At 53.9% G+C, this 24,782-nt stretch carries 25 protein-coding genes and 1 tRNA gene; 11 read left to right on the top strand and 15 right to left on the bottom strand.

The window, feature by feature from the left end; all coding sequences use genetic code 11:
- Positions 1-35: 35 nt before the first annotated feature.
- Positions 36-578, top strand: coding sequence for a transcriptional regulator NrdR (gene nrdR, locus V8247_RS02390; RefSeq protein WP_338738398.1), 543 nt, complete (start codon positions 36-38; stop codon positions 576-578).
- Positions 556-3,255 (top strand): vitamin B12-dependent ribonucleotide reductase, encoded by a 2,700-nt coding sequence (locus tag V8247_RS02385; protein ID WP_375340871.1) that lies wholly within the window; start codon positions 556-558, stop codon positions 3,253-3,255. Before nrdR ends, V8247_RS02385 begins: the two co-directional genes overlap by 23 nt.
- Before the next feature lie 87 nt (positions 3,256-3,342).
- Here V8247_RS02385 and V8247_RS02380 read toward each other — a convergent pair whose 3' ends face one another.
- The gene (locus V8247_RS02380; RefSeq protein WP_338738396.1) at positions 3,343-4,383 is read right to left on the bottom strand and encodes a hypothetical protein; all 1,041 of its coding nucleotides are present in this window, start codon (positions 4,381-4,383) and stop codon (positions 3,343-3,345) included.
- Positions 4,384-4,761: 378 nt separating this feature from the next.
- Here V8247_RS02380 and V8247_RS02375 point away from each other — a divergent pair, with 378 nt between their 5' ends.
- Complete coding sequence (locus V8247_RS02375; protein ID WP_338738394.1) at positions 4,762-5,391, top strand: CPBP family intramembrane glutamic endopeptidase; 630 nt, start codon at positions 4,762-4,764, stop codon at positions 5,389-5,391.
- A 24-nt stretch (positions 5,392-5,415) separates the two neighbouring features.
- Here the strand turns inward: V8247_RS02375 and V8247_RS02370 are convergent, their stop codons facing one another.
- Positions 5,416-7,374 carry a beta-propeller domain-containing protein gene (locus tag V8247_RS02370; RefSeq protein ID WP_338738392.1) on the bottom strand — a complete coding sequence of 653 codons (1,959 nt, stop codon included), beginning with the start codon at positions 7,372-7,374 and terminating at the stop codon, positions 5,416-5,418.
- A 112-nt stretch (positions 7,375-7,486) separates the two neighbouring features.
- Here V8247_RS02370 and V8247_RS02365 point away from each other — a divergent pair, with 112 nt between their 5' ends.
- Entirely contained in the window at positions 7,487-8,101 is a 615-nt protein-coding gene (locus tag V8247_RS02365; protein WP_338738390.1) for a flavodoxin family protein, read from the top strand.
- On the opposite strand, the gene V8247_RS02360 is transcribed toward V8247_RS02365, so the two are convergent.
- Both V8247_RS02360 and V8247_RS02355 read right to left on the bottom strand, forming a co-directional pair.
- Positions 8,098-8,436, bottom strand: a complete 339-nt coding sequence (locus tag V8247_RS02360) for a GIY-YIG nuclease family protein (RefSeq protein WP_338738388.1) — start codon at positions 8,434-8,436, stop codon at positions 8,098-8,100. The two genes, V8247_RS02365 and V8247_RS02360, sit on opposite strands and share 4 nt — an antisense overlap.
- Positions 8,437-8,453: 17 nt before the next feature.
- Positions 8,454-8,696, bottom strand: a complete 243-nt coding sequence (locus tag V8247_RS02355) for an FmdB family zinc ribbon protein (RefSeq protein ID WP_338738386.1) — start codon at positions 8,694-8,696, stop codon at positions 8,454-8,456.
- A gap of 280 nt (positions 8,697-8,976) precedes the next feature.
- Between V8247_RS02355 and V8247_RS02350 the strand changes: the two genes are divergently transcribed.
- The 5 genes from V8247_RS02350 (at position 8,977) to V8247_RS02330 (ending at position 13,061) form a co-directional block, all read left to right on the top strand.
- Positions 8,977-9,456: a cytochrome c gene (locus tag V8247_RS02350; protein ID WP_338738384.1), complete on the top strand. Its 480-nt coding sequence runs from the start codon at positions 8,977-8,979 to the stop codon at positions 9,454-9,456.
- Between the two features lie 11 nt (positions 9,457-9,467).
- A complete protein-coding gene (locus V8247_RS02345; protein WP_338738382.1) occupies positions 9,468-10,139 on the top strand; it encodes a molybdopterin-dependent oxidoreductase in 672 nt (223 codons plus the stop codon).
- Positions 10,140-10,341: 202 nt separating this feature from the next.
- Positions 10,342-10,533, top strand: a complete 192-nt coding sequence (locus V8247_RS02340; protein WP_338738381.1) for an SHOCT domain-containing protein — start codon at positions 10,342-10,344, stop codon at positions 10,531-10,533.
- A gap of 701 nt (positions 10,534-11,234) precedes the next feature.
- On the top strand, positions 11,235-11,654 hold the full coding sequence (locus V8247_RS02335) for a hypothetical protein (RefSeq protein ID WP_338738380.1): 420 nt from the start codon (positions 11,235-11,237) through the stop codon (positions 11,652-11,654).
- Positions 11,655-11,741: 87 nt separating this feature from the next.
- Positions 11,742-13,061, top strand: coding sequence for a hypothetical protein (locus V8247_RS02330; RefSeq protein ID WP_338739283.1), 1,320 nt, complete (start codon positions 11,742-11,744; stop codon positions 13,059-13,061).
- Between the two features lie 149 nt (positions 13,062-13,210).
- On the opposite strand, the gene V8247_RS02325 is transcribed toward V8247_RS02330, so the two are convergent.
- The 8 genes from V8247_RS02325 to V8247_RS02290 form a co-directional block, all read right to left on the bottom strand.
- Positions 13,211-14,155, bottom strand: a complete 945-nt coding sequence (locus tag V8247_RS02325; RefSeq protein WP_338738379.1) for a DUF6612 family protein — start codon at positions 14,153-14,155, stop codon at positions 13,211-13,213.
- A 145-nt stretch (positions 14,156-14,300) separates the two neighbouring features.
- Entirely contained in the window at positions 14,301-16,394 is a 2,094-nt protein-coding gene (locus V8247_RS02320) for a hypothetical protein (RefSeq protein WP_338738378.1), read from the bottom strand.
- A gap of 445 nt (positions 16,395-16,839) precedes the next feature.
- Positions 16,840-17,811 carry a polyprenyl synthetase family protein gene (locus V8247_RS02315; protein ID WP_338738376.1) on the bottom strand — a complete coding sequence of 324 codons (972 nt, stop codon included), beginning with the start codon at positions 17,809-17,811 and terminating at the stop codon, positions 16,840-16,842.
- A gap of 89 nt (positions 17,812-17,900) precedes the next feature.
- Positions 17,901-19,574, bottom strand: a complete 1,674-nt coding sequence (metG, locus tag V8247_RS02310; protein ID WP_338738374.1) for a methionine--tRNA ligase — start codon at positions 19,572-19,574, stop codon at positions 17,901-17,903.
- Positions 19,575-19,706: 132 nt separating this feature from the next.
- The gene (locus V8247_RS02305) at positions 19,707-19,925 is read right to left on the bottom strand and encodes a hypothetical protein (protein WP_338738372.1); all 219 of its coding nucleotides are present in this window, start codon (positions 19,923-19,925) and stop codon (positions 19,707-19,709) included.
- Positions 19,926-19,964: 39 nt separating this feature from the next.
- A complete protein-coding gene (rsmI, locus tag V8247_RS02300; RefSeq protein ID WP_338738370.1) occupies positions 19,965-20,783 on the bottom strand; it encodes a 16S rRNA (cytidine(1402)-2'-O)-methyltransferase in 819 nt (272 codons plus the stop codon).
- A 138-nt stretch (positions 20,784-20,921) separates the two neighbouring features.
- Positions 20,922-21,632: a hypothetical protein gene (locus tag V8247_RS02295; RefSeq protein WP_338738368.1), complete on the bottom strand. Its 711-nt coding sequence runs from the start codon at positions 21,630-21,632 to the stop codon at positions 20,922-20,924.
- A gap of 12 nt (positions 21,633-21,644) precedes the next feature.
- On the bottom strand, positions 21,645-22,040 hold the full coding sequence (locus tag V8247_RS02290; protein WP_338738366.1) for a Rieske (2Fe-2S) protein: 396 nt from the start codon (positions 22,038-22,040) through the stop codon (positions 21,645-21,647).
- 134 nt (positions 22,041-22,174) lie between these two features.
- Here V8247_RS02290 and V8247_RS02285 point away from each other — a divergent pair, with 134 nt between their 5' ends.
- The gene (locus tag V8247_RS02285) at positions 22,175-22,555 is read left to right on the top strand and encodes a NifB/NifX family molybdenum-iron cluster-binding protein (protein WP_338738364.1); all 381 of its coding nucleotides are present in this window, start codon (positions 22,175-22,177) and stop codon (positions 22,553-22,555) included.
- A gap of 23 nt (positions 22,556-22,578) precedes the next feature.
- Positions 22,579-22,962, top strand: coding sequence for a DUF134 domain-containing protein (locus V8247_RS02280; RefSeq protein WP_338738362.1), 384 nt, complete (start codon positions 22,579-22,581; stop codon positions 22,960-22,962).
- Between the two features lie 37 nt (positions 22,963-22,999).
- Here V8247_RS02280 and V8247_RS02275 read toward each other — a convergent pair.
- From V8247_RS02275 to V8247_RS02265, 3 genes are all read right to left on the bottom strand, one after another.
- Positions 23,000-23,075 (bottom strand) — tRNA-Thr (locus tag V8247_RS02275).
- Positions 23,076-23,136: 61 nt separating this feature from the next.
- The gene (locus tag V8247_RS02270) at positions 23,137-23,568 is read right to left on the bottom strand and encodes a DUF5661 family protein (protein ID WP_338738360.1); all 432 of its coding nucleotides are present in this window, start codon (positions 23,566-23,568) and stop codon (positions 23,137-23,139) included.
- Positions 23,569-23,616: 48 nt separating this feature from the next.
- Entirely contained in the window at positions 23,617-24,747 is a 1,131-nt protein-coding gene (locus tag V8247_RS02265) for a S41 family peptidase (RefSeq protein ID WP_338738358.1), read from the bottom strand.
- Positions 24,748-24,782 lie beyond the last annotated feature (35 nt).

Below are 24,782 nucleotides of genomic sequence, written 5' to 3'. Positions count from 1 at the left end.
GGGATTTAGAAATTGGTGATTAGGATTTACATGGTATGAATTGCCCCAACTGCCTGCAGAATGAGCTCAAGGTCGTGGATTCCCGTGACGTGGAAGACGGCATCCGCCGCCGCCGGGAGTGTTTGGGTTGCGGCTACCGCTTCACCACCTATGAACGTATCCAGCCGACCGCCGTCTATGTAATAAAGAAGGACGGCCGCCGGGAGGAATGGAGCAAGGACAAGCTCCTGGGCGGTCTGCACAAGGCGCTGGAAAAGCGCCCGATGCCGGTCGGTACGGTGGACAAACTGGCCGATGAAATTGAGGCGGAACTGGTTGAAACCGGCCGCGCCGAAATATCCTCTTCTGCTGTCGGGGATAAGGTGATGGAGAAACTTAAAAGCATTGATAACATCGCCTATATCCGTTTCGCTTCGGTCTACCGCAAGTTTACCGATGTGACCGAGTTTAAGGAAATGGTGGATAAGCTCATCGGCCGCCCGGAGCCGGACACCCGCTCCCAGTTGCCGCTGCTGCTGGATACTGAAATAAAGAAAGCAAAACGGAGTAAAAGCCATGACACCGCAACCATCCGGTAAGCCCATTGTTGATAAGAACCGCATCGCCCAGATCATCTTCAACCAGGCCTCAGCCATGGGTATTGCCGAGCGCGGCAAGGTAGAGGAGATCGCCGCCCGGGTCATAGACCGTCTGGAGAAGCCGGTGTCGCTGCCCGGCATGGAAGATTTTATGCCCGCCGGCGCCAAACAGCCGATTGCCGCCACTGAGAATGAGATTGAGGCCATGGTCAAGGATATCATTGACGCCGTGAAGCCGGCCGAAACTCCGGTTGTGGCGGAAGCTCCTGCTGCGCCGGTTATTGCGGCCATACCTGAGCAAGAACCTGTTCGCCCTGAGCCTGTAAAAGAGGCGCCAACCCCCAAACTTGTTAAAAAGGAGAAAACCATGACCACAACCGCCACCCGCAAACCTAAAACCACCGGGCACCGCGAGGTGCCTGAGAAGGTCGCTCTGGCTGAAAACGCCCTGGCGGTGCTTAATAAGCGTTATTTGAAAAAAGATAAGCAGGGTAATCCCATTGAAACCCCGGAAGATATGCTCCGCCGGGTCGCCCGCACCGTAGCCGCCGCCGAGCTGGTCTATAACCCCAGATGCGATGTGCGCGACATTGAAAACGAGTTTTACGGCCTGATGGCCCGGCTGGAATTCCTGCCCAATTCCCCCACGCTGATGAATGCCGGACGGGAGCTGGGGCAGTTGTCCGCCTGTTTTGTGCTGCCCATTGAGGATTCCATTGAAAGCATCTTTGACGCCGTGAAGCACACCGCCATGATTCATAAATCCGGCGGCGGCACCGGCTTTTCTTTCTCCCGGTTGCGCCCGGAATCCGACCGTGTCGGCACCACCGGCGGCGTCGCCTCCGGCCCGGTGAGCTTCATGCGCGCCTTTGACGTGGCCACCGATGTCATTAAGCAGGGCGGCACCCGCCGCGGCGCCAATATGGCTATCCTGTCTATTGACCATCCGGACATTGAGCATTTCATCACCGCCAAACAGCAGGCCGGGGTCCTGACCAACTTTAATCTTTCGGTGGCCATTACCGACAAGTTCATGGCAGCGGTACGGGATAATGGTGAATATGACCTGGTCAACCCCCATAACGGGGAGGTCTTCGCCCGCCGCAAGGCCCGGGCCATCTTTGACCAGATTGTCCAGCTGGCCTGGAAAACCGGTGACCCCGGCATCGTCTTTATTGACCGCATCAATGCTGAAAATCCCACTCCGCAACTGGGTAAAATAGAATCCACCAATCCCTGCGGCGAACAGCCGCTGTTGCCCTACGAGTCCTGCAACCTGGGTTCGGTCAACCTGTCCAAAATGGTGAAGGGCAACGGTAAGAAAGAAGTGGATTACGACAAGCTGGGCTACACCGTCCGCACCGCCGTCCGTTTCCTGGATGATGTCATTGACGTTAACAAGTTCCCGCTGGAACAGATTGCCGAGCAGACCCGCCGCACCCGCAAGATCGGCCTGGGCGTCATGGGCTTTGCCGATATGCTGATTGACCTGGGTATCTCCTATAACTCACCGGAAGCCCTGGCCACGGCTGAAGCGGTCATGGGCTTTGTTCAGAGTGAATCCCACCGCGCCTCCGAGGCCCTGGCCGCCGAGCGCGGCGTTTTCCCCGCCTACGAAGGCAGCATGTATGACGGCAAGGTGAAGATGCGTAATGCCTCCTGCACCACCATCGCTCCCACCGGCACACTGTCCATCATCGCCGGTTGTTCCTCCGGCATAGAGCCGCATTTCGCGCTGTGCTTCACCCGCAACATCATGGACGGCACCCGCATGATTGAGGTCAACCCGTGCTTTGAACGCGCCGCCAGGGACGGCGGTTTCTACTCCGAGGACCTCATGAAGAAACTTGCCGAAGGCGCGCATCTGGAAGATATGACCGAGATTCCGGCGGAGGTGAAGAAACTCTTTGTCACCGCCCATAACATCACCCCCAGGGGGCATGTCATGATGCAGGCCGTTTTCCAGAAATACACTGACAATGCCGTCTCCAAGACGGTCAACTTCCCCGCTGATGCCACCGTGCCGGACGTGGAGGGTGTGTATCTGATGGCCTTTGATGAAGGCCTGAAGGGCATCACCATCTACCGTGATGGCTGCAAGGCTGACCAGCCGATGTCCACCGGCAAAGCTGAACCGGCTAAGGTTGAGGCGGTCATGCCCGCGCCCAAACCCGCCGGCCCGCGCAAGCGCTCCAAAGTGACTAACGGCTTTACCGAAAAGGTCAATACCGGCTGCGGCACGCTGTATATTACCGTCAATTCCGATGAAACCGGCGTTTGCGAGGTTTTCTCGCATCTGGGCAAGACCGGCGGCTGCGCCGCCGCTCAGCTTGAAAGCACCTGCCGTCTGGCTTCATTGTCATTGCGGTCAGGGGTCGCCCCGGATTCCGTTGCCAAGCAGCTCAAAGGCATCCGCTGTCCGTCCATTGCCTGGGACGGCGGCAAGAGTGTTCTCTCCTGCGCCGATGCTATCGCCACGGTCATTGAGCACTGTCTGGAGCAGGGCAAGCCGGAAACCAAAGGTAACGGCAATGGCAACGGTCATGGTGAGAAAAAGGCTATCAACGACTTTGGCCTGGTCAAGAATATCGCCGGGCAGTGTGTTGAATGCGGCAGTATCCTGGTTTATCAGGAAGGGTGCTTCATTTGTCCGGGGTGCGGGTTTACGAAGTGTTAGTACAGTCTGAGTTAGTGTAGTTGAAAATATTCTGGATATAAGCTGAGCGCCTTGTGATTAACAAGGCGCTCTAGGTTTTAAACGCATTCACTGAGATAAATGTGAGACAGTCCGGAGTATGATATATTTCGCAAGTTTTTGCTTATCGGCTAATTCGAGATAGCCGATATCTCTTGGCCGCCCAGTTTTTCCATGCGCGGCCTTTGTATCTCTGGTTTCCTGCATATTCAAGATTTTGTTGAATATCGTTTCTTCCCTTATTCCCCTCAAAGCATCATAACCAATAATCTCATCAGGATTTATACCTTGAGCTTTCAATTTATTTCTGAATTTATCCTTATCGCTGGAAGGTTCCCCAATGATCGCTTCAATAGCTTTATAAGCATTTTGGTATGCCGTTTCAATATTTGTCTTTTCCACTACTGAAGTTGGAGTATCACCATCCAGTGACAATTCTGATACATCATCTTCGCAGAGCCATATTTTTAGTATACTTTCCCTATAAAAACTACCTGAATTCATCATTGGCGGATTGAGGAAGAAAATGGGTATTGCTTGAAATACTCGACTTAATATAATGTGCGGAACACCTATCGCTTCGTGATAAAGTAGCTCATTTTTCTCGTAATTGTTCTTACAGTTTACTATATCTTGTCTTTGTATAATTTCGCCAATTTTGACATTGTCTTTATTTATCCGCAGAGGAACGGGTGGGTTATCAATTCCAATATCATACATAACAGCGAGTGCAAACATCATGGCATCAGCAAAGCACTGAGCAACTGCATCATTATCTCCATTCGATAAGGAGAATGCGAACCGTCTATTACCCCCCATATACCCTGTTTTGCGAGGAATTGTTTCAATTTCTACATTTGAAAGAAAAACTCCAATGCTCTCAAGATTCAAGTTCTCGATGCCCTTCAAGACACCTTCCTCATCAAGAAACTTGGGGTTGTCCGGATAGATTAAACCCGTTAATAAATACATCTCTATTATCTTCCTTATTTTTATTAGGATTTTATTCTTGGTGTTTACGTCTCGTTCATCGCCGCATTGTATTATAATATAGCGGTGATGATGAGTTCTGCACGGAAAATCCTCGGTATCAGCGGCAGCCCCCGGCATAGCAGTAATTCTGATGCCCTGTTGCGGGAGATAGTTGGAGCGGCGGCGAAGGCCGGCACGTAGCCACGGGTGGACTACGCCATAATTCCGGTGTGTCACATTTTTGCGTGGATGGGCAATAATGCGGCAGGGTTGGGGGCATTGTAATCGTTTTTTGAAATATATGCCTTAAAATAAGTGTTTTTTGAGATGTATAATCGTTTTGTGGGAATGGAATGAGACAGCCACCAGAGGCCAAAGAAAAACCGTAGCCAGAACGTGATCTCTAAAACCTGCATCAAGCCGATACGAAAATCCATAGACAAATAACGCTATCGCGGCAGACTGTGGGCAACAATATCCTTGACTTGCTCCTCTATTTCGGCTAATCATTGACCGGTGACACACCTGGCAAAAGAATTCCGGAATATTCTGGCCTTTCTCGCGGTGAACAGGAATGAGACCATCATTCTTTCTTCCGCTGTCCTTCTGCTGACTTTCGCTTCGTATCACCCTGTCTGGAATTACTGGTTCAGTTCTTTCTTTTACTACGCCATCATTCCGGTGGTGGTGCTTCTTCTCTTAAAGAAAAACCCTCTGGATTTCGGGTTGGGGCTGGGAAAGATCAGGATATGGGGCCCTTATGTTATCGTTATTTGCCTGCTTTGTGTCCCCATCCTCATTGCTGCCTCTTACCTCGGTGACTTTCGGAGTTATTACACCAAAGAGAATTATAATTTCCTCGGATACTGCCTGGAAATCGCCGTATACCTGATTGGATGGGAGTATATCTTCCGTGGTTTTCTGCTTTTCGGTCTCAAGGAAAAGCTCAAAGAAGCCAGCATCCTGGTACAGATGATACCTTTCGTACTGCTTCATTTCGGCAAGCCGGAATTGGAGACCATCAGCACCATACTGACCGGGATTTTATTCGGTTATGTGGCCTACCGGGGAGGCTCCTTCTGGCCGGCCTTCCTGATACATTTATTCATCAACGTATTTTTCCTGGCCATTGTCAATCTGAATTGATTTTTCCAGGGTGACGATTGTCATCTACTTTGAGTCTAAAGCCAGTACATTCAAAATTGACAGGTCGGCAAGATCATTCAACTGAAGTCTGGACTGGGACAGCGTGTAAAGGACATTCTCTATATACAGGCTCCGGGTTATCTGGCCCGATCCTCCGTAAAAATACTCCCCGCTTTTTTGGAAAATCTCGTTTGTATCGTAATGGCTGATCTTGCCTTGTAAGGAAAAACCGCCGTTCAGCGTCAGGTTATACACATAAGCGCCCTGGAAGACATACTCTCCCTGCATGTTCTTGGGCTGACCCGGTTTCAACTCGGCCACGGTAACCGGTAACACCAGCAGACCGGACTCTTTGTCAAAGAGAAATGCCTTGTGTTCGCTGGCCGCCAGGCTCTCGGTGCCTCGGTCGCCGATTACTTCTTTGTAGACTTCAACCGGGTTGCTCACATCGCTCACATCAAAGAGGGACAGCTTAACACCCTGAATTGCCGTGTAATACACCGCGTTTTCCGTGTGGACCATCCCGGCGTCTATGCTGGGGTCCACCTCATGGCCGATACCGATTAGGTGGGTCTCATCGTAAGGCTGAAGATAATTGCTGTAACCCGGTATCTTCAATTTCCCCAGGATTTTTGGGTCCTCCGGCTGCGCCAGATCAATAACGAATAGCGGGTCCACATGCAGGAAAGTCACCATGTAAGCGCGCTTGCCCATGAAACGCACGGCGTAAATGCTTTCTCCGGGGGCGACATCTTCAAGGGCTCCGGTTACCTTCAGGGAGGCGTCAAGAACGAAAACATTATTGGTTGAGGTATCCCGGTTGTTCACATAGCCGCTGATGGTGGTGGCGATGCGGAAATAACCGTCGTATTCATCCATGGCGAACTGGTTCAGGATGTGCCCTCTTGCTTTTCCGGCAGCCTGGTAAATGATCTCACCGGCCTTTAGAGAGAACTTGGTAACGACCGTGTTTTGAGTTTGATCGGCAATCGGCAGGCCGATGCCGTCGTAGACCGGCCATGAGGTCTGGGCGATATACAGGTTATCAGCCGAGGCGTAGACATTCTCTCCACTGCCGACGATGACTGTCTTACTGACGGCTTTATCCGCATCGGTCATTGATAATGAGGCAATCGTGATGAAGCTGGCCGCCTGGACCGGCGGGATATACCCGATCTGATCGTAGCTGGCGATGGGCTTAAGACTAACGGGCGTCTTTGAATCGCCGCTGGTCTCCCGGTAACCCGGGATAAGATCGCTGGCGGTTGGCTTGATATCAGAGTAGTTGGGATAAGAATTGATCACGAAATAGACGTCAGATCCTATCTTCCGCGAGGTCAGGTAAGATCCCTCTATATCAATACTCTTAAGTAATTCGGGATTAGAACGGTCTTTAATATCGTAAAGTTTTACCGATGTCAGGCCGGTCCGGTACGGGTAGATAATAGATGAGCTGCCCGGCATCATATCGTCAGGCATGATTGTAATCGGATAGCCCGGTTCCGTATAGCCGGTATAGGTGTAACCGAATACCAGGATACGGTCACCGTCAATGAAAAGCTCCTGGGGTGAGAATTCTTCTATGGCGATTTGCCCGACGATTTCGGCTGATTCAGAGGGATAGGCGTGAGCTATATAAATAACACTGCCGGATACTGCGTAAATATACTTGCCGTCGGTTTTTATGATGTCCGCTTCGTCCACACCGGCTACCTGGACATTGGTGTCGGAGTAAGCTTTGTTGACGGCTACTCCCGCGGCATCCGCTTGCGCGGCCGGGACCGGCGGCATCGCCTCCATAGCCCACCAGTTGCCAGCGTATCCCCTGTTTTGCGCCTGGGTGAAGGCGGAAACTAAGGCTTTTTCCGAAGTAAACGTGGGCAGGCCGGATGCTGGATCGTTTTTATCACCGGCACAACCGGGAATGACTAGGATGGAGGTGAGTACCAAAAAAGATAAACCGAGTAATCCGAACTTTTTCATAGAGCATCAACCTCAAGCCGACTTCTAACATCTAAAACGCCGATGACAGCGAAAAGTTATCCCCGGGAATGCTGATGGCGGGTATTCTGCCGTTTTTCGGTGAGGCGCTGCGATGTATAATAATACGGTAATGAATAGTGCTGGACGGAAAATCCTCGGTATCAGCGGCAGCCCCCGGCATAGCAGCAATTCTGATGCCCTGCTGCGGGAGATACTTGGAGCGGCGGCGAAGGCCGGCGCGCAGCCCCGGGTGGTCTGCTTGCGGGACTTGCATTTCTCCAGTTGTAACGGGTGTGAGCAGTGCCGTGCCGCCAAACGGTGTACCGGTCTGGATGATGATATGCAACAGGTCTATCGGGCAATTGATACGGCGGACACCCTGGTGCTGGTTACCCCCATCCATAATTACAATATGACTGCCTTGATGAAGGCCTTTATTGACCGGCTGTACTGCTATTATGAGTTCGGACCGCAGCGGCCGGGCGAATGGCGTTCCCGGCTGGCCGGGCAGGGCCGTCGGGTGGTGCTTGTTGCCATCGGGGAACAGACCGACGAAAAAGACAGCGGCATGGATCTGACGCTGGAAACGCTGCGCCGTTCAATGACGGCACTGGGTTATGAGACCGCGGCAGAATTGCCGGTTTTGGGTGTTTATTACCGAGGTCAGGTACTTGATCGCAGCAAAATCTTGAAACAGGCAGCCGAATTGGGACGTTCGCTGGCCTAGTATCTCAGCGTTGAATCCAGTTTCTCAGCCTGGTTTTCTTCCAGGAATTTCAAGTCCTCAATAAACTGTTCCTGGCTTTGGGTTTCCTTCTTCTCCAGCGTATCCAGCACCTCAAAGGTGAAAGCGGCGGCGCCGGAGGCCTGCCAGTCCGCCCTCATTTTGTAGTCAAACGGATTATTGGTGGACACGGAGAAATTAAAGGAGTTCTGTCTGGCATGAATATCCGCGGCGGAGTCCAGCAGGTATCGGCCGTTGACAGTATTGGTCACCTTAAAAACACCGCCGAGTATCTTGCGTTGTTTGTAGGCGTTGATGAGGTCTTTTCGTTTATCCACGGGTTATTCTGCGCCGATTAATGTCCGTGACAATGCCCGCCGCCGCTGTGGCACGGTGAAGTTTCGCACCGTTCCTCCGCGCCGCAACAGGTTTTACCACCGGGATTGCACCGGTGGAGCACGATCGGAATGGACTGCTGTTTTTCCAGTTCGGCACTGCCGCAGGCGGCACAGGTAAAATCAGTACAATTACCCGCGTACGACACCATCAGTTCGGTTATCTGGCCGCAGACGCGGCATTTGTAATCATAAATCGGCATTTAGTCTCCCTGACTCGTTTAAACGTCCATATTTCGGACATTCCGAATACTTCTATTTTGAAGGTGATGATATTCTCCCACGGTTCGTTTGTCAACGCACCACTAAAGCGTCACTACCCCAAATTTTAGCTGCTATCTAACACAATTAGGCCCCTGGTTCGCCAAAAACAGGTAGTAATACCTATTTCCATCATGCCGCGGCGGGCGTAGAATAAAATCGGGTATTGGGTTTTGGTATGTCCCAATTATGGATTATCGTCAATTACTCAGGAGGCTGATAATGAAAAGCCGGTTCAGTTTTATCACTACGGGTGTCTTTATTGCCGCACTGCTGGTCGTTGCGGCCTGCACTTCTTCTGGAGACCCTGATCCGACTGGCACCCCGGATCCCACGGTTGCCGCCCTTGAGAATGGCCAAAGCATCTATTTTTATGCCGTATCCAGCTCCGGCCAGTTCATCACCTATAGCGGCGGCCCGGGTACCATGATGCGGCTGGCCTGCGTTAACTGTCACGGCGAGCAGGGGCACGGCGGGGAAATATTCTTCATGATGCAGTCTTTTGACGTTCCCGATATCACCTGGGCGGAACTAACCGGCCAGCATGAAGAACACGAGCCATACACTGTGGCAACCATTAAGCAGGCCATAACCGACGGGCTGGACCCGGCGGGTAATGAACTGGAATACCAGATGCCGCAGTGGCAGATGTCGGACAAAAACCTGGACGACCTGATTCTGTATTTGCAGTCATTAGAGTAGGGGCAGCATTAATGAGCATTAATCGTGACAAACTCGGTCTGTTTCTGTCGTTTTTTCTGATAGGCAGTCTGGTGTTAGTGGGCTGCGGTGAAGAATACGTTCCCCCGGCCGGTGAAGTTGAAGCTACCGAGTTTCAGGGCGTGGAACTGACGCCGATGCGCCTTCAGGGCAATAATGCCTTGGCCGGTACCCAGTCCATTGACCGGGAATCCTATGTTTTAACCGTAAACGGCTTGACCGACAATGCCGTCACCCTGAGCTATCAGGACTTACTGGATTTGCCTCAGCAGTCCCGGCTGATTACTTTGCACTGTGTTGAGGGTTGGGAGTTTGTTGCCAAGGTGACCGGGCCGACGATGGCTTCCATCTTCGCTCTGGCCGGGGTGAAAGCCGAAGCCGATACCGTCATCTTTTACACCACCGATGTCCCGGAAGGCTACACCTCACTGGAATTGGCCTATATTCAAAGCCAGGACATCATGCTGGCGTTGAAGATTAACGATCTGACCCTTCCGCCGTCCCGCGGTTTCCCTTTTCAGGTAGTGGCCGTGGGTAAATACGGTTATAAATGGGCCAAGTGGGTTACCCGGATTGAGCTTTCAACCGATACGGCTTTTCGTGGTTACTGGGAAAGCCGGGGCTTTAATAACAACGCCGATATCACCGGCCCGCGCTTTGACTGAGATGGATTGTTCACAAAAAACGCATACCATCTCCATATTTTATCCATATCCGACATTTATAATGGGTAATGTAGGTAATAGGTATAAACGCAGGAGTGACCTGTGTCACAGACAAAGCAGTTAAAATATACTAGAATAGTCAACAATAGGAGGAGCAATGTGGTATATGCATGACTGGGGCTTATTCGGAGGAGGCTGGTTTATGATGATTCTATGGGTCGTGGTTATCGGCTTGATCATATGGGGAGTGTTCTCTCTGGTGAAAAACGGCAATCTGAACACCGGCGGCGGCGGTACTCCGGCGCGGCGGGAGCCGATGGATATCGCCAAAGAGCGTTACGCTAAGGGCGAGATAACCAAAGAGGAATTTGAAGACATCAAGAGAAACCTGTAAACAGGTTTAATCCGCTGGGGGAGAGAGGGGGCTGCGAAAGCAGTCCCCTCTCTCTCTGTTATGGAAGTCCGTTCGTCCTGAGCCTGTCAATGAACGAACGGCTTGCTGAATACTGAATACTGAATACTGACAACTGACAACTCTCACCCGTCTTTGCGAGGCCGCCGAGGCGGCTGTGGCAATCCTGCAAGTATAGCCTGCCGACGCTGGTGCCGTGTTTGGGTTTTTGAATTTTAATATTAGATATTGTTTGTTATTTGGAGCTTGGAGTTTGGGATTTCCCGCATGGCGTGTCTGTCATCCTCGGCGAAAGCCAGGGATCCACGGGGTACTCCTCCGCTGACTGCTGATGGCTGACAGCTGATAGCTCATACCTCATACCCTCCGTCATTGCGAGCCGCAGCGAAGCAATCTCGGTTTCCTTGCCGTAGCTGTCTTTGCGAGGCCGCCGAGGCGGCTGTGGCAATCCTGCAAATATAGCCTGCCAGCGTAGGTACCCTGTGTAGTTTTTTGAATTTTGATGCTTTGAGCTTGGGATTTCCCGCATGGCGTGTCTGTCATCCTCGGCGAAAGCCGGGGAGCCACGGGGTGCCCCTCCGCTGAAAGCTGATGGCTGACAGCTGACAGCCGGCAAAAATATATCCCCAAAATGAGACATTTGCCTATTGACAAATACATACAGAAGTACTAAAATACATACCATGATAAATAATACAGATTTAGCCCAACCCCAGCCGAACCCCGCTCCGGAAACCGAATCCAAAACCCCTGAAAATCCTCGTCGTCGGGGTGGCCAGCCCGGCAACCGCAACGCCGTTACCCATGGCTTCTATGCTCGTCCGCTCCCGGATGAACGGGAGGAATCTCTGTCCCAGGCCGAAGAAATCCAGGGACTGGATGAGGAAATCGCCCTTTTGCGTTCTAAAATCCGCCAGCTGGAGTTTCTTGATCCGGATAACATCAAGTTGATGGTTCAAGCCATCAACACGTTGTCCAACGTTGTCATTCGCCGCCGGTATGTAGTCGTCAAGGACCATAACGGCATAGTCAACGCCCTCAAGGAACTGTTGAACGGCGTGGTCGTGCCGGTTGCCGCTGCTAAAGAGTTTCTGGAAGGTTGACGTCCGAAGCCCTGTTCCCGCGTTTTTACCCGCCGGTCGGCGGGCTTTCGTTTCATTCGCTTTTCAGGAGAAATACCATTGACCGCCGTGACCCTTTTCCCGTATCAACGCGAAATCATCAACGCCGTTCTGGACAGTGTGCTTTACAGAAGAGGGCTGACCTTCTCGGTGGAAATCGCCCGGCAGGGCGGCAAGAATGAACTCTCCGCCTGGATTGAGGCCATACTCCTGAATTTCAGTGCTAAGGAGCCGCGTAATATCGTCAAATGCGCTCCCACCTTCAACCCCCAGGCTTTGATTTCCCTGCACCGGTTGTGCGGGCGACTGGATAGTAACGAATCACTCCGCGATTATCGCATTGAAACCGGTAATACCGTGCGTTTGGGAGAAGCTCGGTGTATTTTCCTGTCCGCCTCACCACCGGCCAATGTCGTCGGCAACACCGCGCACCTGCTGCTTGAGGTGGATGAAGCTCAGGATGTGACCATTGATAAATTCAACCGGGACTTCAAGCCCATGACCGCGGTGACCAATGCTACCACCGTACTTTACGGCACGCCGTGGAAAGCGGATACACTGCTGGGGGAGGTCAAACAAACCAATCTGGCGCTGGAACAGCGGGATGGTATCAAAAGACACTTTCATTTTGACTGGCAGGTGGTGGCCGCCTGCCGGCCGTTCTATAAGGCGCACGTGGAAAATGAACTGGCCCGGCTGGGCGAAAACCATCCGATGTTCCGTACCCAGTACGCTCTGCTGCCGGTATCTTCCGGCGGCGGCTTTTTGTCAGACACCCAGTTGATGGCGTTAGCCGGACAATATCCGGCCAGCCGGATGCCGCAGCCCGGAGCTGTCTATGTCGCCGGGTTGGATCTGGGCGGTGATGCTGCCGCCGCTGCCGATTCTTCGGTGCTGACCATCGCTGAAATCAATCCGGGCGCTGCCGGTGACTCTCTTGTCCGGGTAGTGCGTCATTATGCCTGGACCGGCCTGCCGGCTAACAAGCTGGTGAATAGCGTCGCAACTGTCGCCCAGACCTGGAAATTACGGCGGCTGGTGGCGGACGCTACCGGTCTGGGACAGCCGTTGACCGGTCTGTTGAAACAATCATTGGGGAATAGAGTCGTTTCCTTCGTTTTCACCCGGAAGACGAAAAGTGAGCTGGGCTATGAAATGCTCGCCGCGGCCAGTACCGGTCGGCTGACCCTTTACAACCGTGATGCCTCATTGGACGGCACAGAATGCTGGCGGCAACTGGAGAATGCCGCGGCGGATTATCATCCTGACCGGTCTATGAACTTCTACGTTGACCCGTCCCGTGGCCACGATGACTACCTCATCAGCCTGGCGCTGACGCTCAAAGCCGCCGACGGTTACCGTCCCCGCGCCGCCTTCGGCGGCCGGTAGGACTATTGATGCCGCGTTCAGGGATTTCTAATCAATACAGATAGTCGGGGACTTTTTGCTGAACAATGACGCCTGAAGCACATTTAATTCACTACAAAAATGGCAGGGCGGCAATCGCCGCCCTGCCTGCTTAGCCTGTGTTTGAGAGATTACGGTGCGAGGACCGTGGCTGCCAGCGCAGCGGCCGGCAGAGTAATGTTGACCGGTTGATTGATATTGGTGATGGTGCTGACAGATTGTATCTGCGTGGCCACCCCTTCAATCGTCATCGTCAGCGACATTTCAGTCTTAATCATATAAGAAGTGTTCTTGGCCACCCAGCCGGTGAAAGTGATGTTCTGCAGCGCCTGTTCCACATTGGCAACATCTTCGGCGTCCGTGGTGCCCTGAGCCTGGATATAAGCCAGGAATGAGGCCTTGTCCGGTATAAGATCAATCTTATAGGTGTCAATCCCGTTAATGACCTCACTGCCGATAATGGTCACCGTCGCCTGGTTAAACAACGCGGCGTTCTGATCGGCCTGGCTGTTATTGTCCCAGGTTTCCTGCCATTCACCCGCGGTCATGGCAATCTTGTACCAGGTGTCGTTATTGAATCCGGGAGGCGCGAACGCCGCGAGATATTTGATATAGGTCCAGTTATCTACGAGATAATTCTCCACCCTGGTTTCAATACCCTGAGCGGTGACTACGGTATTCAGGTAAGCCTTGTTGGCGGCGAGATCAAACTGGCCGTCAGTCACTGATGTCGCGGCAATGCTGAATCCGGCGACATTGGTGGTCGTGGTTGCCGTGGCGTTAAACGTGTAGGTGGTAATAGCATTTGATGCGTTGATAATATCCGCGATTAATCCGGTCGGAGTCGGCGTAGTCGCCGGTGGCACAGTAGTGGTCGGCGGAGGCGTTGTCGTCGGTGCCGGGGTGGTTGAAGGCGGTGGAGTAGTGGTAGGCGCAGGTGTGGTCGCCGGTGCGGAAGTCGTTGGTGGCGCGCTGGTAGTCGGCGCCGGGTCGGCACTGGACCCGCAACCGGCCAGTACCGCAGATAGAGATAAAATCAGCGTCAATAATAGAACTGGCAGTCTGCGGTTTATCATGTTCAAGCCTCCTGTTAGTTAATTGAACCCATTATATGGTCATCCGCGGTGAGGTCCAAATAACTTTGGTCACAAATACCCTGAAAGAGAGTAAAAAGAAGCCCCCTCAATTGAGGGGGCTTCCTGAAGCGTTAATTGTCAGGTATTAGTAGGAATAACTCCGGCGGTAGAAGTAGTAGCCCAGACCGCCGGCGATAAGCAGTACGAATACGCCGATGGTAATCCAGGCCCAGGTGGGAACATCGTCCGGAATCAGGTCGGCAAAGGAGAACCCGACTACAAAGCTGATAGGAGTAGCAGGGTCGCCGACGTTGCCCGCGCCGTCAGTAGCGATAACGCGCCAGTAGTAAGGTGCGTCTTTGGAAACGGACGGGAGTTTTTCCGTCTCGGTAGCGGTGTAGCTGGAAGTGGTCAACCCTTCCTTCTTGAGGATCAGGATGTTGAGTTCCGCATTGGTGAAGACTTCCAGAGTGTAGGTCACGCCGGAATCATCGGTCACGTCATCCCATTCATAAACGATGGGCTGCTTGGGCTTGTTGACGCCGTCCGGAGCCACCAGTACCGGCGCTGCCGGAGCCACGCCTTCCATGACGAAGGTGAAGGTGCGGGTGTTGGTGCCGTCGGTGACGGTCACGGTGTGGTTGCCGGTGGTAACCGCCGGGGCTTTGAAGGTGATGGTAAAAGCGCCGGTGGCGTCAGATGTCGCCGAGCCGATGGCACTGGTGCCGAAGCTGGCGGTAATAGCTGAAGTCGGCAGGAATCCGGTGCCGGTCAGCGTCAGTTCCTGACCCACATGGCCCGGCGCGGCGGTTGAAGTTATCGGGCTGAGGGTGGCTGACAGGGTGCTGGTAAATGTTTCTGTTGCTGTATTGCTCAAGCCGTCTGTAGCCATGATTGTGTGATTACCGGCTACACCGCCGGGAATGGTGAAGGTGGCGGTGAAGGTGCCGTTGGTCAGAGTGGCGGTGGTCATCACGGCGTTGTCGTAGGTGATGCTGACCGTACCGATGGTCTGGAAGCCGTTGCCCTGAACGGACACGGTGCTGCCGGCGGTGCCGGAAGTCGGATTCAAGGTGATTTTTGCAGCGACCGTATAAACAGCCTCAGCTGGCCCTGTAGCATCGCGGGCGGTGATGGTATGTTCGCCGCTGGTGGCGTTAGGGATATTGAAAGTCTTGGTAAAACCACCGGTGGCGTTGGTTGTGACGGCAGCGACACCGGAAATGGCGCTCCCATCCCATTCAAAGCTGACGCTGGTGTTGGCACTGAAGCCGGAACCGGTCACGGTCACCGCTGAACCAACCGCGCCAGACACCGGGGTAAGGATGATTTTAGGGGTGACGGTATATACCTTACCGGGCGTATTGGTGGTTGAAGATACATCGCGGGCGATGATATTGTGATTGCCTCGTGCCGCTGCGGGAATGACAATCGTTGTTGAGATGGCACCGGGGTTGGTGCTGGTGCTTGCATTGGCAGTGATTGTTTTCAGCAGATTGGCTTCACTAACGGTATCAAAATAAAGTTGCACCGACCCTCCGGCAGTAAAGCCGCCGCCGGTCACGGTAATGGTGTCTCCGACTTTGCCTTCTATGGGTGTGATATTTGCAATTCCGGGCGTGACCGCAAGGCTGGCAATGTTGACGTTGATATTGTTGAAAGCGTCTTTGGCGGAAATATTATGTGTATTGCGTGCGACTGGAGGAACAGTGAAAGAAGCCGAGAAACTACCATTTGGTAAGTATGTGATTTGAGGTTGTAAAGTGGTTGTGCCCAAGGTCAAAGTTACAAGAGAATTTAGAGCGTATCCAGTGCCGTTAACCATAACCTGTGAACCGACCGGGGCGGTAGTTGGTGTAACACTTATAGATGGATAAACGGTAAAGGTCGTACTGGCGGTAGCAATAGTGGCTGAGCCTTGCTTAAGCAACACGCTGTGATAACCTGCAGGCGCGGGTGGTACTTGAACCGGGGAGTTAGGGATATTACCGTCTCCATCGGATGTCACGTTACCGGCAAATCGTTCAATTCCGTTCTGTAACAAGACAATAGAATATTGGGTGCTGGCTGTAACCTCTGTGGCACTAACGGTGAATTGAGAATAAACGGTTCCACTAGGTGTGCCGACAATATTAACGGATATCGCCGCACTTACCGGCACTACCGTCGCTGTCAACGCCAGCGTCGCCAGCAGCATCACCGGCAGGGCGCGGAACAGCGCTTTAAATTTGGTTTTCAAAATTATAGCCTCCTGAATTTCTTAAGTTAATTTGAATCACGCGTATTATAACAAGGCAAAGCGGGCAATGGAAATCCGGAGCACGTTTGACCGGGCATAAAATAACCGTTAATTACCAAAGTACCAAACCGTTGTTCAAGGCAGTCATATCATATACAACGCTGCTCTACCGCTGGAGGTTAGCATTATGAATCGGCCTCGCCCTAATGAAACAATACTGAATACTGCCAACTGAAAACTGCCTACTGCCCGCCTCTCGTCTCTGCGAGCGGCACGGACGCGAAGCAGTCTCGGTAAACCGGTACCGCGTCATTACCTGCCATTCTCGGCAGGGGCTGGAGACTTGGGACTGCTAACTGAAAACTGAATACTGAATACTGAATACTGCCTACTACTGACTGACCACCGTAAGCTGACAGCTGATGGCTGATGGCTGAAAGCTTTACTAAACCCTCCGCCTGATCAGATAAGACGTCAGCTTTTTCAGCGTTTCACGGTAAACGCTGGGCGGCAGGGTGTCCAGCAGGGCCAGGGCTATCTCGGAATAAGTCACGGCCAGAGCGTAGCTTTCGTCAATCAGGCCGGTGCTCTTGATGATGTTGATGACTCGGATAATACTGTTCTCCCGGTCTTTGCCCTCAAGGAAGTCCTTGACCGGATTATCCTCCGGTTGCTGTTCCATCAGCAGCAGGGCGGGCAGAGTGATGGTGCCCTGGCGGAGGTCGGAGCCGACCGGCTTGCCCAGTTCCTTTTCAGTGCCGGTGAAGTCCAGGATATCGTCAACAATCTGAAAAGCCAGCCCGAGGTTGTAACCAAAGTCGGAAAGCGCCTGAATCTGCTCTTCAGTGCCGTCAGCCAGTACTGCCCCGGACTCGGTGGACATTCTCAGTAAGGAGGCCGTTTTGCCGGAAATACGTTGAAAATACCCTTCCCGGCTTTGCCGGGGGCTGAACACATCCCTGGCCTGGCGCAGTTCACCGACGGCGATGGTTTGGAGTGTATTGGAGAACATTTTGACGGTACGCAGGTTATCGGTGGCGGCGGCAAATTCACCAGCGCGGGCGAACAAGAAGTCCCCCAGCAGGATGGCTTTTTCCAGACCCCAGATATTATTAACGGTCAGCTTGCCGCGGCGGGTGTCGGCATGGTCAATGGCATCATCGTGAATCAGTGTGGAAATGTGTAATAGTTCGTTAGCGGTGGCCATATTGAGAATCCGGTCGGTTTTGTCATCCAGACAGCGGCCGGCCAGGAAGGTGAGCGCCGGACGCAGGATTTTACCACCGGTCAGGGTGTGCCGCAGCATGTCGTGGAGTTCCGGAAATTCAGTCTGCCATTTATCCGCCAGTCCGATGAAATTGGCTTCCACCGCGGCCAGGTCCCGGGCGACCGGATTGTACATGCTTTTTAAGTCCACAACAACCACCTGTAAATCAATATCCAGGATTTCAGCCGTCAGTTGTCGGCTATAACACTATATACTATCGTCGTCCGGCCATTGCGGCCTTAGGAGACGCCGATTCCGAGCCGGGCGGCCTCTTCCTCAATGACGGCTTCATCCAGTTTAATAAACAGCGCTTCCGGCGGGTTCAGGGCGGCGCCGGTTACCGGACGTCTCAGCTTCCAGCCGTCGGCCTGGATGGTGCCGTCATAGCCCAGGAAGCCGTGGAGCTTTGCCGAACTGAACGGCAGGAAGGGATAGAAAGCGGTGCGCAGGCCGGAGATAACCGTCAGCGCCGTATAAAGGGACTGCGCGGCGGCGGCCTTATCGGTCTTGACCGTTTTCCAGGGTGATTTTTCATCCAAATAGCGGTTGGCCTCGGCGGCCAGTGCCATAGCGGTTTTAATGGCGTCCCGGAACTTGCAGCCGTGCAGCTGCTCATCCATGGTGTTGAGAGTGGCCTCGGTTCGGGCAATAATGTCGTTGCTGCGTTCATCAAGTTCGCCCGGTTCCGGCACCTTGCCTTCAAAATGCTTTTGCAGCATGGACAATACACGGTTGACCAGGTTGCCCCAGGTGGCTACCAGTTCATCATTATTGCGGCGGACGAATTCCCGCCAGGAAAAGTCGGTATCCGAGGTGTCAGGCATATTAACAGAAAGCATATAGCGCAGCGCGTCCGGCTGATAGCGGGACAGGAAGTCATCCAGCCAGATGGCCACGTTGCGGGACTTGGAGAGCTTCTGGGCTTCCATGGTCAGGAACTCATTGGAGGGTACGTCATAAGGCAAGTTCAACCCGCCGTAACCCATCAGAATAGACGGCCAGATGATGGTGTGGAAGGGGATGTTGTCCTTGCCGATAAAATAATAGGTCTTGCATTCCTGTTGCCAGAACTTGCGCCAGGCTTCGGGGTCGCCGGTCTTCTGCGCCCACTCCTTGCTGGCGGACAGATAGCCGATAACCGCCTCAAACCAGACATAAATGCGCTTGTCGTCATAGCCTTCCAGCGGTACCGGAATCCCCCAAGTGATGTCCCGGGTGATGGCGCGGTCGCGCAGGCCGTCTTTCAGATATTGGCGCGTGAAGCGCTGGACGTTCAGCCGCCAGTGGTCCGCCTGAGTTTCTATCCATTCCAGCAGGGGTTTCTCAAAGGCGGACAGCCGCAGGAAGAAATGCTCTGTTTCCCGGAACTCCGGAACCGAGCCGCACAGCTTGCAGCGGACGTCAATCAGATCCACCGGATTCATCGGCTTGCCGCAGGCGTCGCACTGGTCGCCGCGGGCGCCGGGTGTCCGGCAGGAAGGGCAGGTGCCTTCTACATAACGGTCAGGCAGAAAGCGGCGGCAACCGGCGCAGTAGGGCTGGGAGACAGTGTCCTTGTAAAGATAGTCTTTCTCCAGCAGTCTGAGGAAGATGTCCTGAACTACCTCGCGATGGTTGTCGGTGCCGGTGTGGGTGTACAGGTCAAAGGTAATACCCAGAGCTGCCCAGTTTTCCACGAATTTGGCGTGATAATAATCGGCGATTTCAGCCGGGGTTTTGCCTTCGGCTTCCGCCCGGATGGTGACCGGAGTGCCGTGGCGGTCAGAGCCGGTAACCATCAGCACTTCACTGCCGCGGGTGCGGTGATAACGGGCAAAAATGTCCGGCGGCAGGTACGCCCCGGCCACATGACCCAGATGAAGGCGGTTGTTGGCGTAAGGCCAGGCCACACCGATGTAAATACGTTCAGTCATATTATTAATATTTTAATCCGAAACCCGAAAACCGCAGACCGGAAAACCCGAACGGCCTGGATCCCAAACCAGTTTGAGTCTCGGCGGACGGGTATTTTGAAGCCGCGCCGGGTACGTCTGATTCACCGTGATTTACGGCAGAAATGTCAGTACCCGGTCGTTCTTGTCCTGACGGTAGTGCGCATAGCCTTTGGCCAGCGCGCAGTCCACGCAGTAGCGGATCTGGTCGCCGTTACTGGCTACTTCTTCGCCGTCTTTTTCGTCCACTATCAGATAGCGTTCGGGATAATTGATGTCACGCCCGCAGGCGTCGCATTTAATATTGCCCAGGGATATACAACCACGTCGCATTCTTTTTCCTTGCCTCCGAATATCCTCGTATTATAAACGTTACTTGAGTTTAAGCCAAGCCCGGTACAGTTCCCGGCGGGACAGGCCGGTGTCGGCAGCTACGGTTGCCGTCGCTTCTTTAGCCGGCAGGCCGGCTGATTTTAAGGCTTTGAGCCGGTCAGCGACCTCGTCGTCCGCTACCGGCGCGGCTTTGATGTTTTTGGCGCCTTCAACTACGATGACGAATTCGCCCCGCGGCTCAGCAAAGTGTTCCAGTGCTGCGGAGAGCGTCCCGCGGAAGACTTCCTCGTGCAGTTTAGTCAGTTCCCGGCAGACTGCTGTGCGGCGGTCGCCCAGGATTTCCAGTAAAGCCGCCAGGGTTTTTGTGACCCGGTGCGGCGCCTCAAAAAAGACTAAAGCCGCGCTCTCGGCGGTCAGCTTCTGAAGCGCCTGCCGCCGGTCGGCTGCTTTGCGCGGCAGGAATGCGCTGAAGCGGAATTCCCCGGCCGGCAGGCCGGACAGGGCCACCGCAGTGGCCACGCTGGAAGGGCCGGGAATAACTTCAACTTTCACCCCGTGATCAATAGCGGCGGCGATGAGTTCAAAACCCGGGTCGGCGATACCGGGCGTTCCGGCATCGGAAACCAGGGCCACATCGGCCTCGGACAGCCTGTCCAGAATGAAATCCAGCTTGCTCAGTTTATTATGCTCAAAATAGCTGGTCATCGGCGTGCGGATATCCAGGGCATTGAGCAGTTTGCGGGTGTGGCGGGTATCTTCAGCGGCGATAAGGCTGACTTCCTTCAGCACCCGGACGGCGCGGAAGGTAATATCCTCCAGATTGCCGATGGGCGTGGCCACCACATAAAGTGTCGGCATCAGTCCCTCGCATAAATCCGATTCCAGGCAACGCTAAGGCAGGTAAATCTAAAATCCAGTTATTCTTTTTGAACATTTGCAAAACGGGGTTTGCTCAGGGCCGGGATATCGGATTTCAGATAGTTGGCTTTTGGTCCGTTACCCTTCAGTATCCGGTTCAATCTCCGGTTCTTCGTCGTCCGCTTCGGCCGGAGCCGGATTGGCGGTGACCCCGGCCAGCGCCATCATGCGGTCCTTGTCCCGCTTTTTGGGTTCCAGGGAATCCACCAGTTCCCGCAGGGCGGCGGTATCAACTGAGTTTGAATCCACCAGCACTCCGGCGATGCCGCGGTGCCACAGGGCCTGAAGCTCGATTTTAGAATAGAGCTTCGGCAGGTTGAGGATTACCGGCTTGCCGGAGAAATCCGCCAGACGCTGAACGGCCAGCAGTTCCCGAAAGGTCAGGGTCTCACCCAGTTCCACGGCGGCGATCACGGCGGCGGTATCCAGGCCGGTCAAGGCGCGCAATTGGGCATCGGTTAGGTCATCTTTAATGGCCAGCAGGCGGGCGGTGTCCTCACCGGGGTCGGCGTCAACCGCCCCGTTCAGGTCGGTGACGATGAAATCACAGCCGGCAGCAGCCGGGCCGGTGCAGCCGTGAAGTACGCCGGATTTTTCACCCCGGCACTGACAGGCGCCGGGCACGAATACGGCATCAATACCCGGCAGGGTGGTGCCTTTATCGTTATCGCCGGCCTGAGCGATGATAAACAGCCGCTTTTTCACCGGAGTGGTGTACTGCCCGAAGCCCAACGGACGGCCGCTGCCGCGCATGGTTTTTTCTAACTGGTCGTTGAAACGGTTTGACATAATTGATACTTCCTAGCTGAGTTTAATCACCAGCCGGTCGGCTGATTCCTCGGTTTCATAACGGGTGATATTGTGTTTAGCCGGCCCGGACAGTGGTTTGCCGTCATAATCAAAAGTGGAATGGTTGACGCTGCAACACTTGAGTTTGCCCTCTCCGGGTAACGGATCAATCTTGCGCCCGCCGTGGGTACAGCGGTCCTGGTAGGCGTACAGCCTGCCGTCATCACCGCGTATCACCAGCACCGGTTTGGCCAGTCCCTTGCCTTTAAGATAGGCGGCGCCGCCCTTATCTGCCAGGACTGCGGCGGCTTTAAGGTCTACCGTCGCCGTACCGTTTGAAGCTTCCCAGGCGGTTTCGGCCAGGGGTTTGGTTTCACAGATACCCAGGATTGCCTTAAAAATACTCATTCACCCTCCGGAATAATCAAGAACGTTCATTTTAACATCAAACCGTCAGTATATAAAGGTGCGGTCTCGGTCAGGTATTGACACCGGCATACCACAATGATATTATGAGCATATACTCAAAAAGGAGACCTGTTATGAAGTACGCCATCCCAGTCTATGAAGGGCGCTTATCCCTGCATTTCGGTCAGTCAACAGAATTTATGCTGATTGATACCGATGCCGAGGGCAACATCACCGGCAAAAAAGTCGTCGCAGCAGCCGCCCATAATTGCGGGGCGACCCCGGTGATGCTGGCCCGTGAAGGAGTCGGCATTGTTTTGGCCGGCGGTATGGGTTATACCCCCAGGACGGTTTTTGAGCGCTCCGGCATTGAAGTTGTCCTGGGAATCACCGAACCTGACCCGGAAACTGCGGTTAAAAGTCATCTTAATCAGACGCTGAAATCCGGCCAAAATGTCTGTTCCCATGGCGACGAGCCCTGCGGTCACACCCACGGGCACGGGCATAGTCATTAATATATCAAGGCAAAGGTTTTCTCATGCCCAGACCTAAAAAATGCCGAGCGGTGGACACCCTGCCGGGGGTCAGTTTTTTCAAACCGGCGGGAATACCCTTGCGGTTTATAGAAGAAGTAAACCTGACCGTTGAAGAGTTTGAGACTCTCAGGTTGTGTGACCTAGAAGGCCTGGATCAGGCAGGGTGTGCCATCAGGATGTCAATTTCCAGAGCATCAGTCCAGCGAGTCTTGACCCAGGCCCGGCGGCATGTCGCTGAAGCCATCACCCAGGGTAAAGCCTTGCGCATTGAAGGCGGCAATTACGTCCTGAAAGGTTCAGATGATTGCGGGCATGGCAGATGCTGCCGCCGCGGTGACCTCGCCGCAACACAAGACACGGAATCTGATGGTCAGGATTCTTCATAACGCTGATAAGGTCCAGCTTTGTGTTGATTACTGATTATGGAGCCAGCGTGGGGACTCGAACCCCAGACCTGCGGTTTACGAAACCGCTGCTCTACCAACTGAGCTACGCCGGCGCATCGCCTATTATATGGGAATAACCGGTCTTTTGTTAAATAGCTCAGGGCCGCAACGGGGTTACGCTTGTCCGGCCTCGGTTTTCGCCAAATCAAACCGGGCGGCGATGAGCTTGCTGTATTTAGCCTGGAGTATATCTGCATCGCCGGCTTTATGGGCCTTGAACATATCCCCCTCAATCTCCGCCACTTCCAGCCGCTGGTAATAATCCAGGCTTTCCTTCAGGTGGGCCATGACGATCAGGCCGGTTAGTACAGGGTGATTGTTGGTCACATTGGCGTCCGGATACATGGTGCCGTGTTCCAGCTCTACTTCCAAGCCGCGTTTGAATTCCGCCGCCGTTACCGCCAGTCTGGCGGTATTGACGATGTCATGGATGACGGCGGCTTCGGCGTCAGTGATTTCAGGAGTGGCGGATGACCAATCCTTAAATCCCAGTTCCCGGCAGACCCGGGCCACCTCTTCTTTGGTAACGTACTCCGGTATTTTCATGTGCAAATCTCCTCCCATTTACTGCTTCCACCGGCGGGCTGAAATCTTTCAGCTGCCGCTCAGGTAGTCAATCGCCCAGTTCACCAGGTCTTCGCCGGTTAATTCCAGCGCGAAGTCCGGCGTGATGCCGATGCCTTCAATCAGGTGGCCGTCGGGGGTGTACCAGCGGGCGATGGTCAGGTAGATGCCGGTATCGCCGGACAGGTTGAATAACTGGGTGACTGAACCCTTGCCGAATGTCTGCTTGCCGGCGATGACCGCCCGGTCATGATCCTGGAGTGCGCCGGAGAGGACTTCAGAGCCGGAGGCGGAAAACTCGTTGACCAGCACCACCATCGGCAGGTCGGTGGTCGCCGATTGACTGACAGCCTTGTGGGTAGTCACTTTACCGTCGTTGTCCTTGACGGTAAAAATAGTCTGGTCGGGTAGGAAATAGCCGGCGGTGTTTACCACAGTGGTGACCAGGCCGCCGGGGTTATAGCGCAGGTCCAGGATGATGCTTTCAGCGCCGTTGCGGTTGATCTCCTGAATGACGGGCAGCATTTCCTCATCCGCGTGATCATTGAAACTGGAGATGGAAATATACGCCACGTTGCCCAGCATCTCCAATTTAACCGACGGCGGGGTGATGACCGCCCGAACCATGGTCATTGATAAGGTTTCGCCGGCGCGGTCAACGGTGAGAGTCACCGGAATGCCGGCATCGCCCCGCACCAGCAGTCCCAGTTCGGTCATATTCAGTCCTTCGGTCGGCTGGCCGTCAACGGCGGTAATCCGGTCGCCGGGAGCCAGGCCGGCCTTTTCCGCCGGAGAATCAGGGTAAGCCGTCAGCACGATGAGCGCCCCGTCCCGGATGGCCATCTCGGCGCCGATGCCGGTATAGGTGCCGCTGAAATCATCCAGCGTGGCGTGGTAACCGGCGGTGTCCAGATAGGCGGAGTAGGGGTCGCCGAGATAATCCACCATGGCGCTGATGGCCGCTTCGGCCAGGGCATTGCGGTCAATACTGCCGGGTTCCACATATTTTTCAGTCAGGGTATTCCAGGCCTCAACCACCCGGTCAAGCTCGTCGCCGTCCGGCGGCGCCAGAACCGCGGTAAAATAACCGAGGCCGAAAGAAAAAAAGACGGCGATGACGGCTACCAGACTGCCGAGGGCGATTTTCCAACGTGAAGACATTATTTAACTCCTTGAAGGTACCATATTAAGGATAA

Origin of the sequence: Dehalogenimonas sp. W (assembly GCF_037094495.1) — a bacterium.
GTDB lineage: Bacteria > Chloroflexota > Dehalococcoidia > Dehalococcoidales > Dehalococcoidaceae > Dehalogenimonas > Dehalogenimonas loeffleri.
The sequence above is the reverse complement of the archived record's forward strand: the minus strand, read 5'-3'. Positions and strand labels throughout refer to the sequence as shown.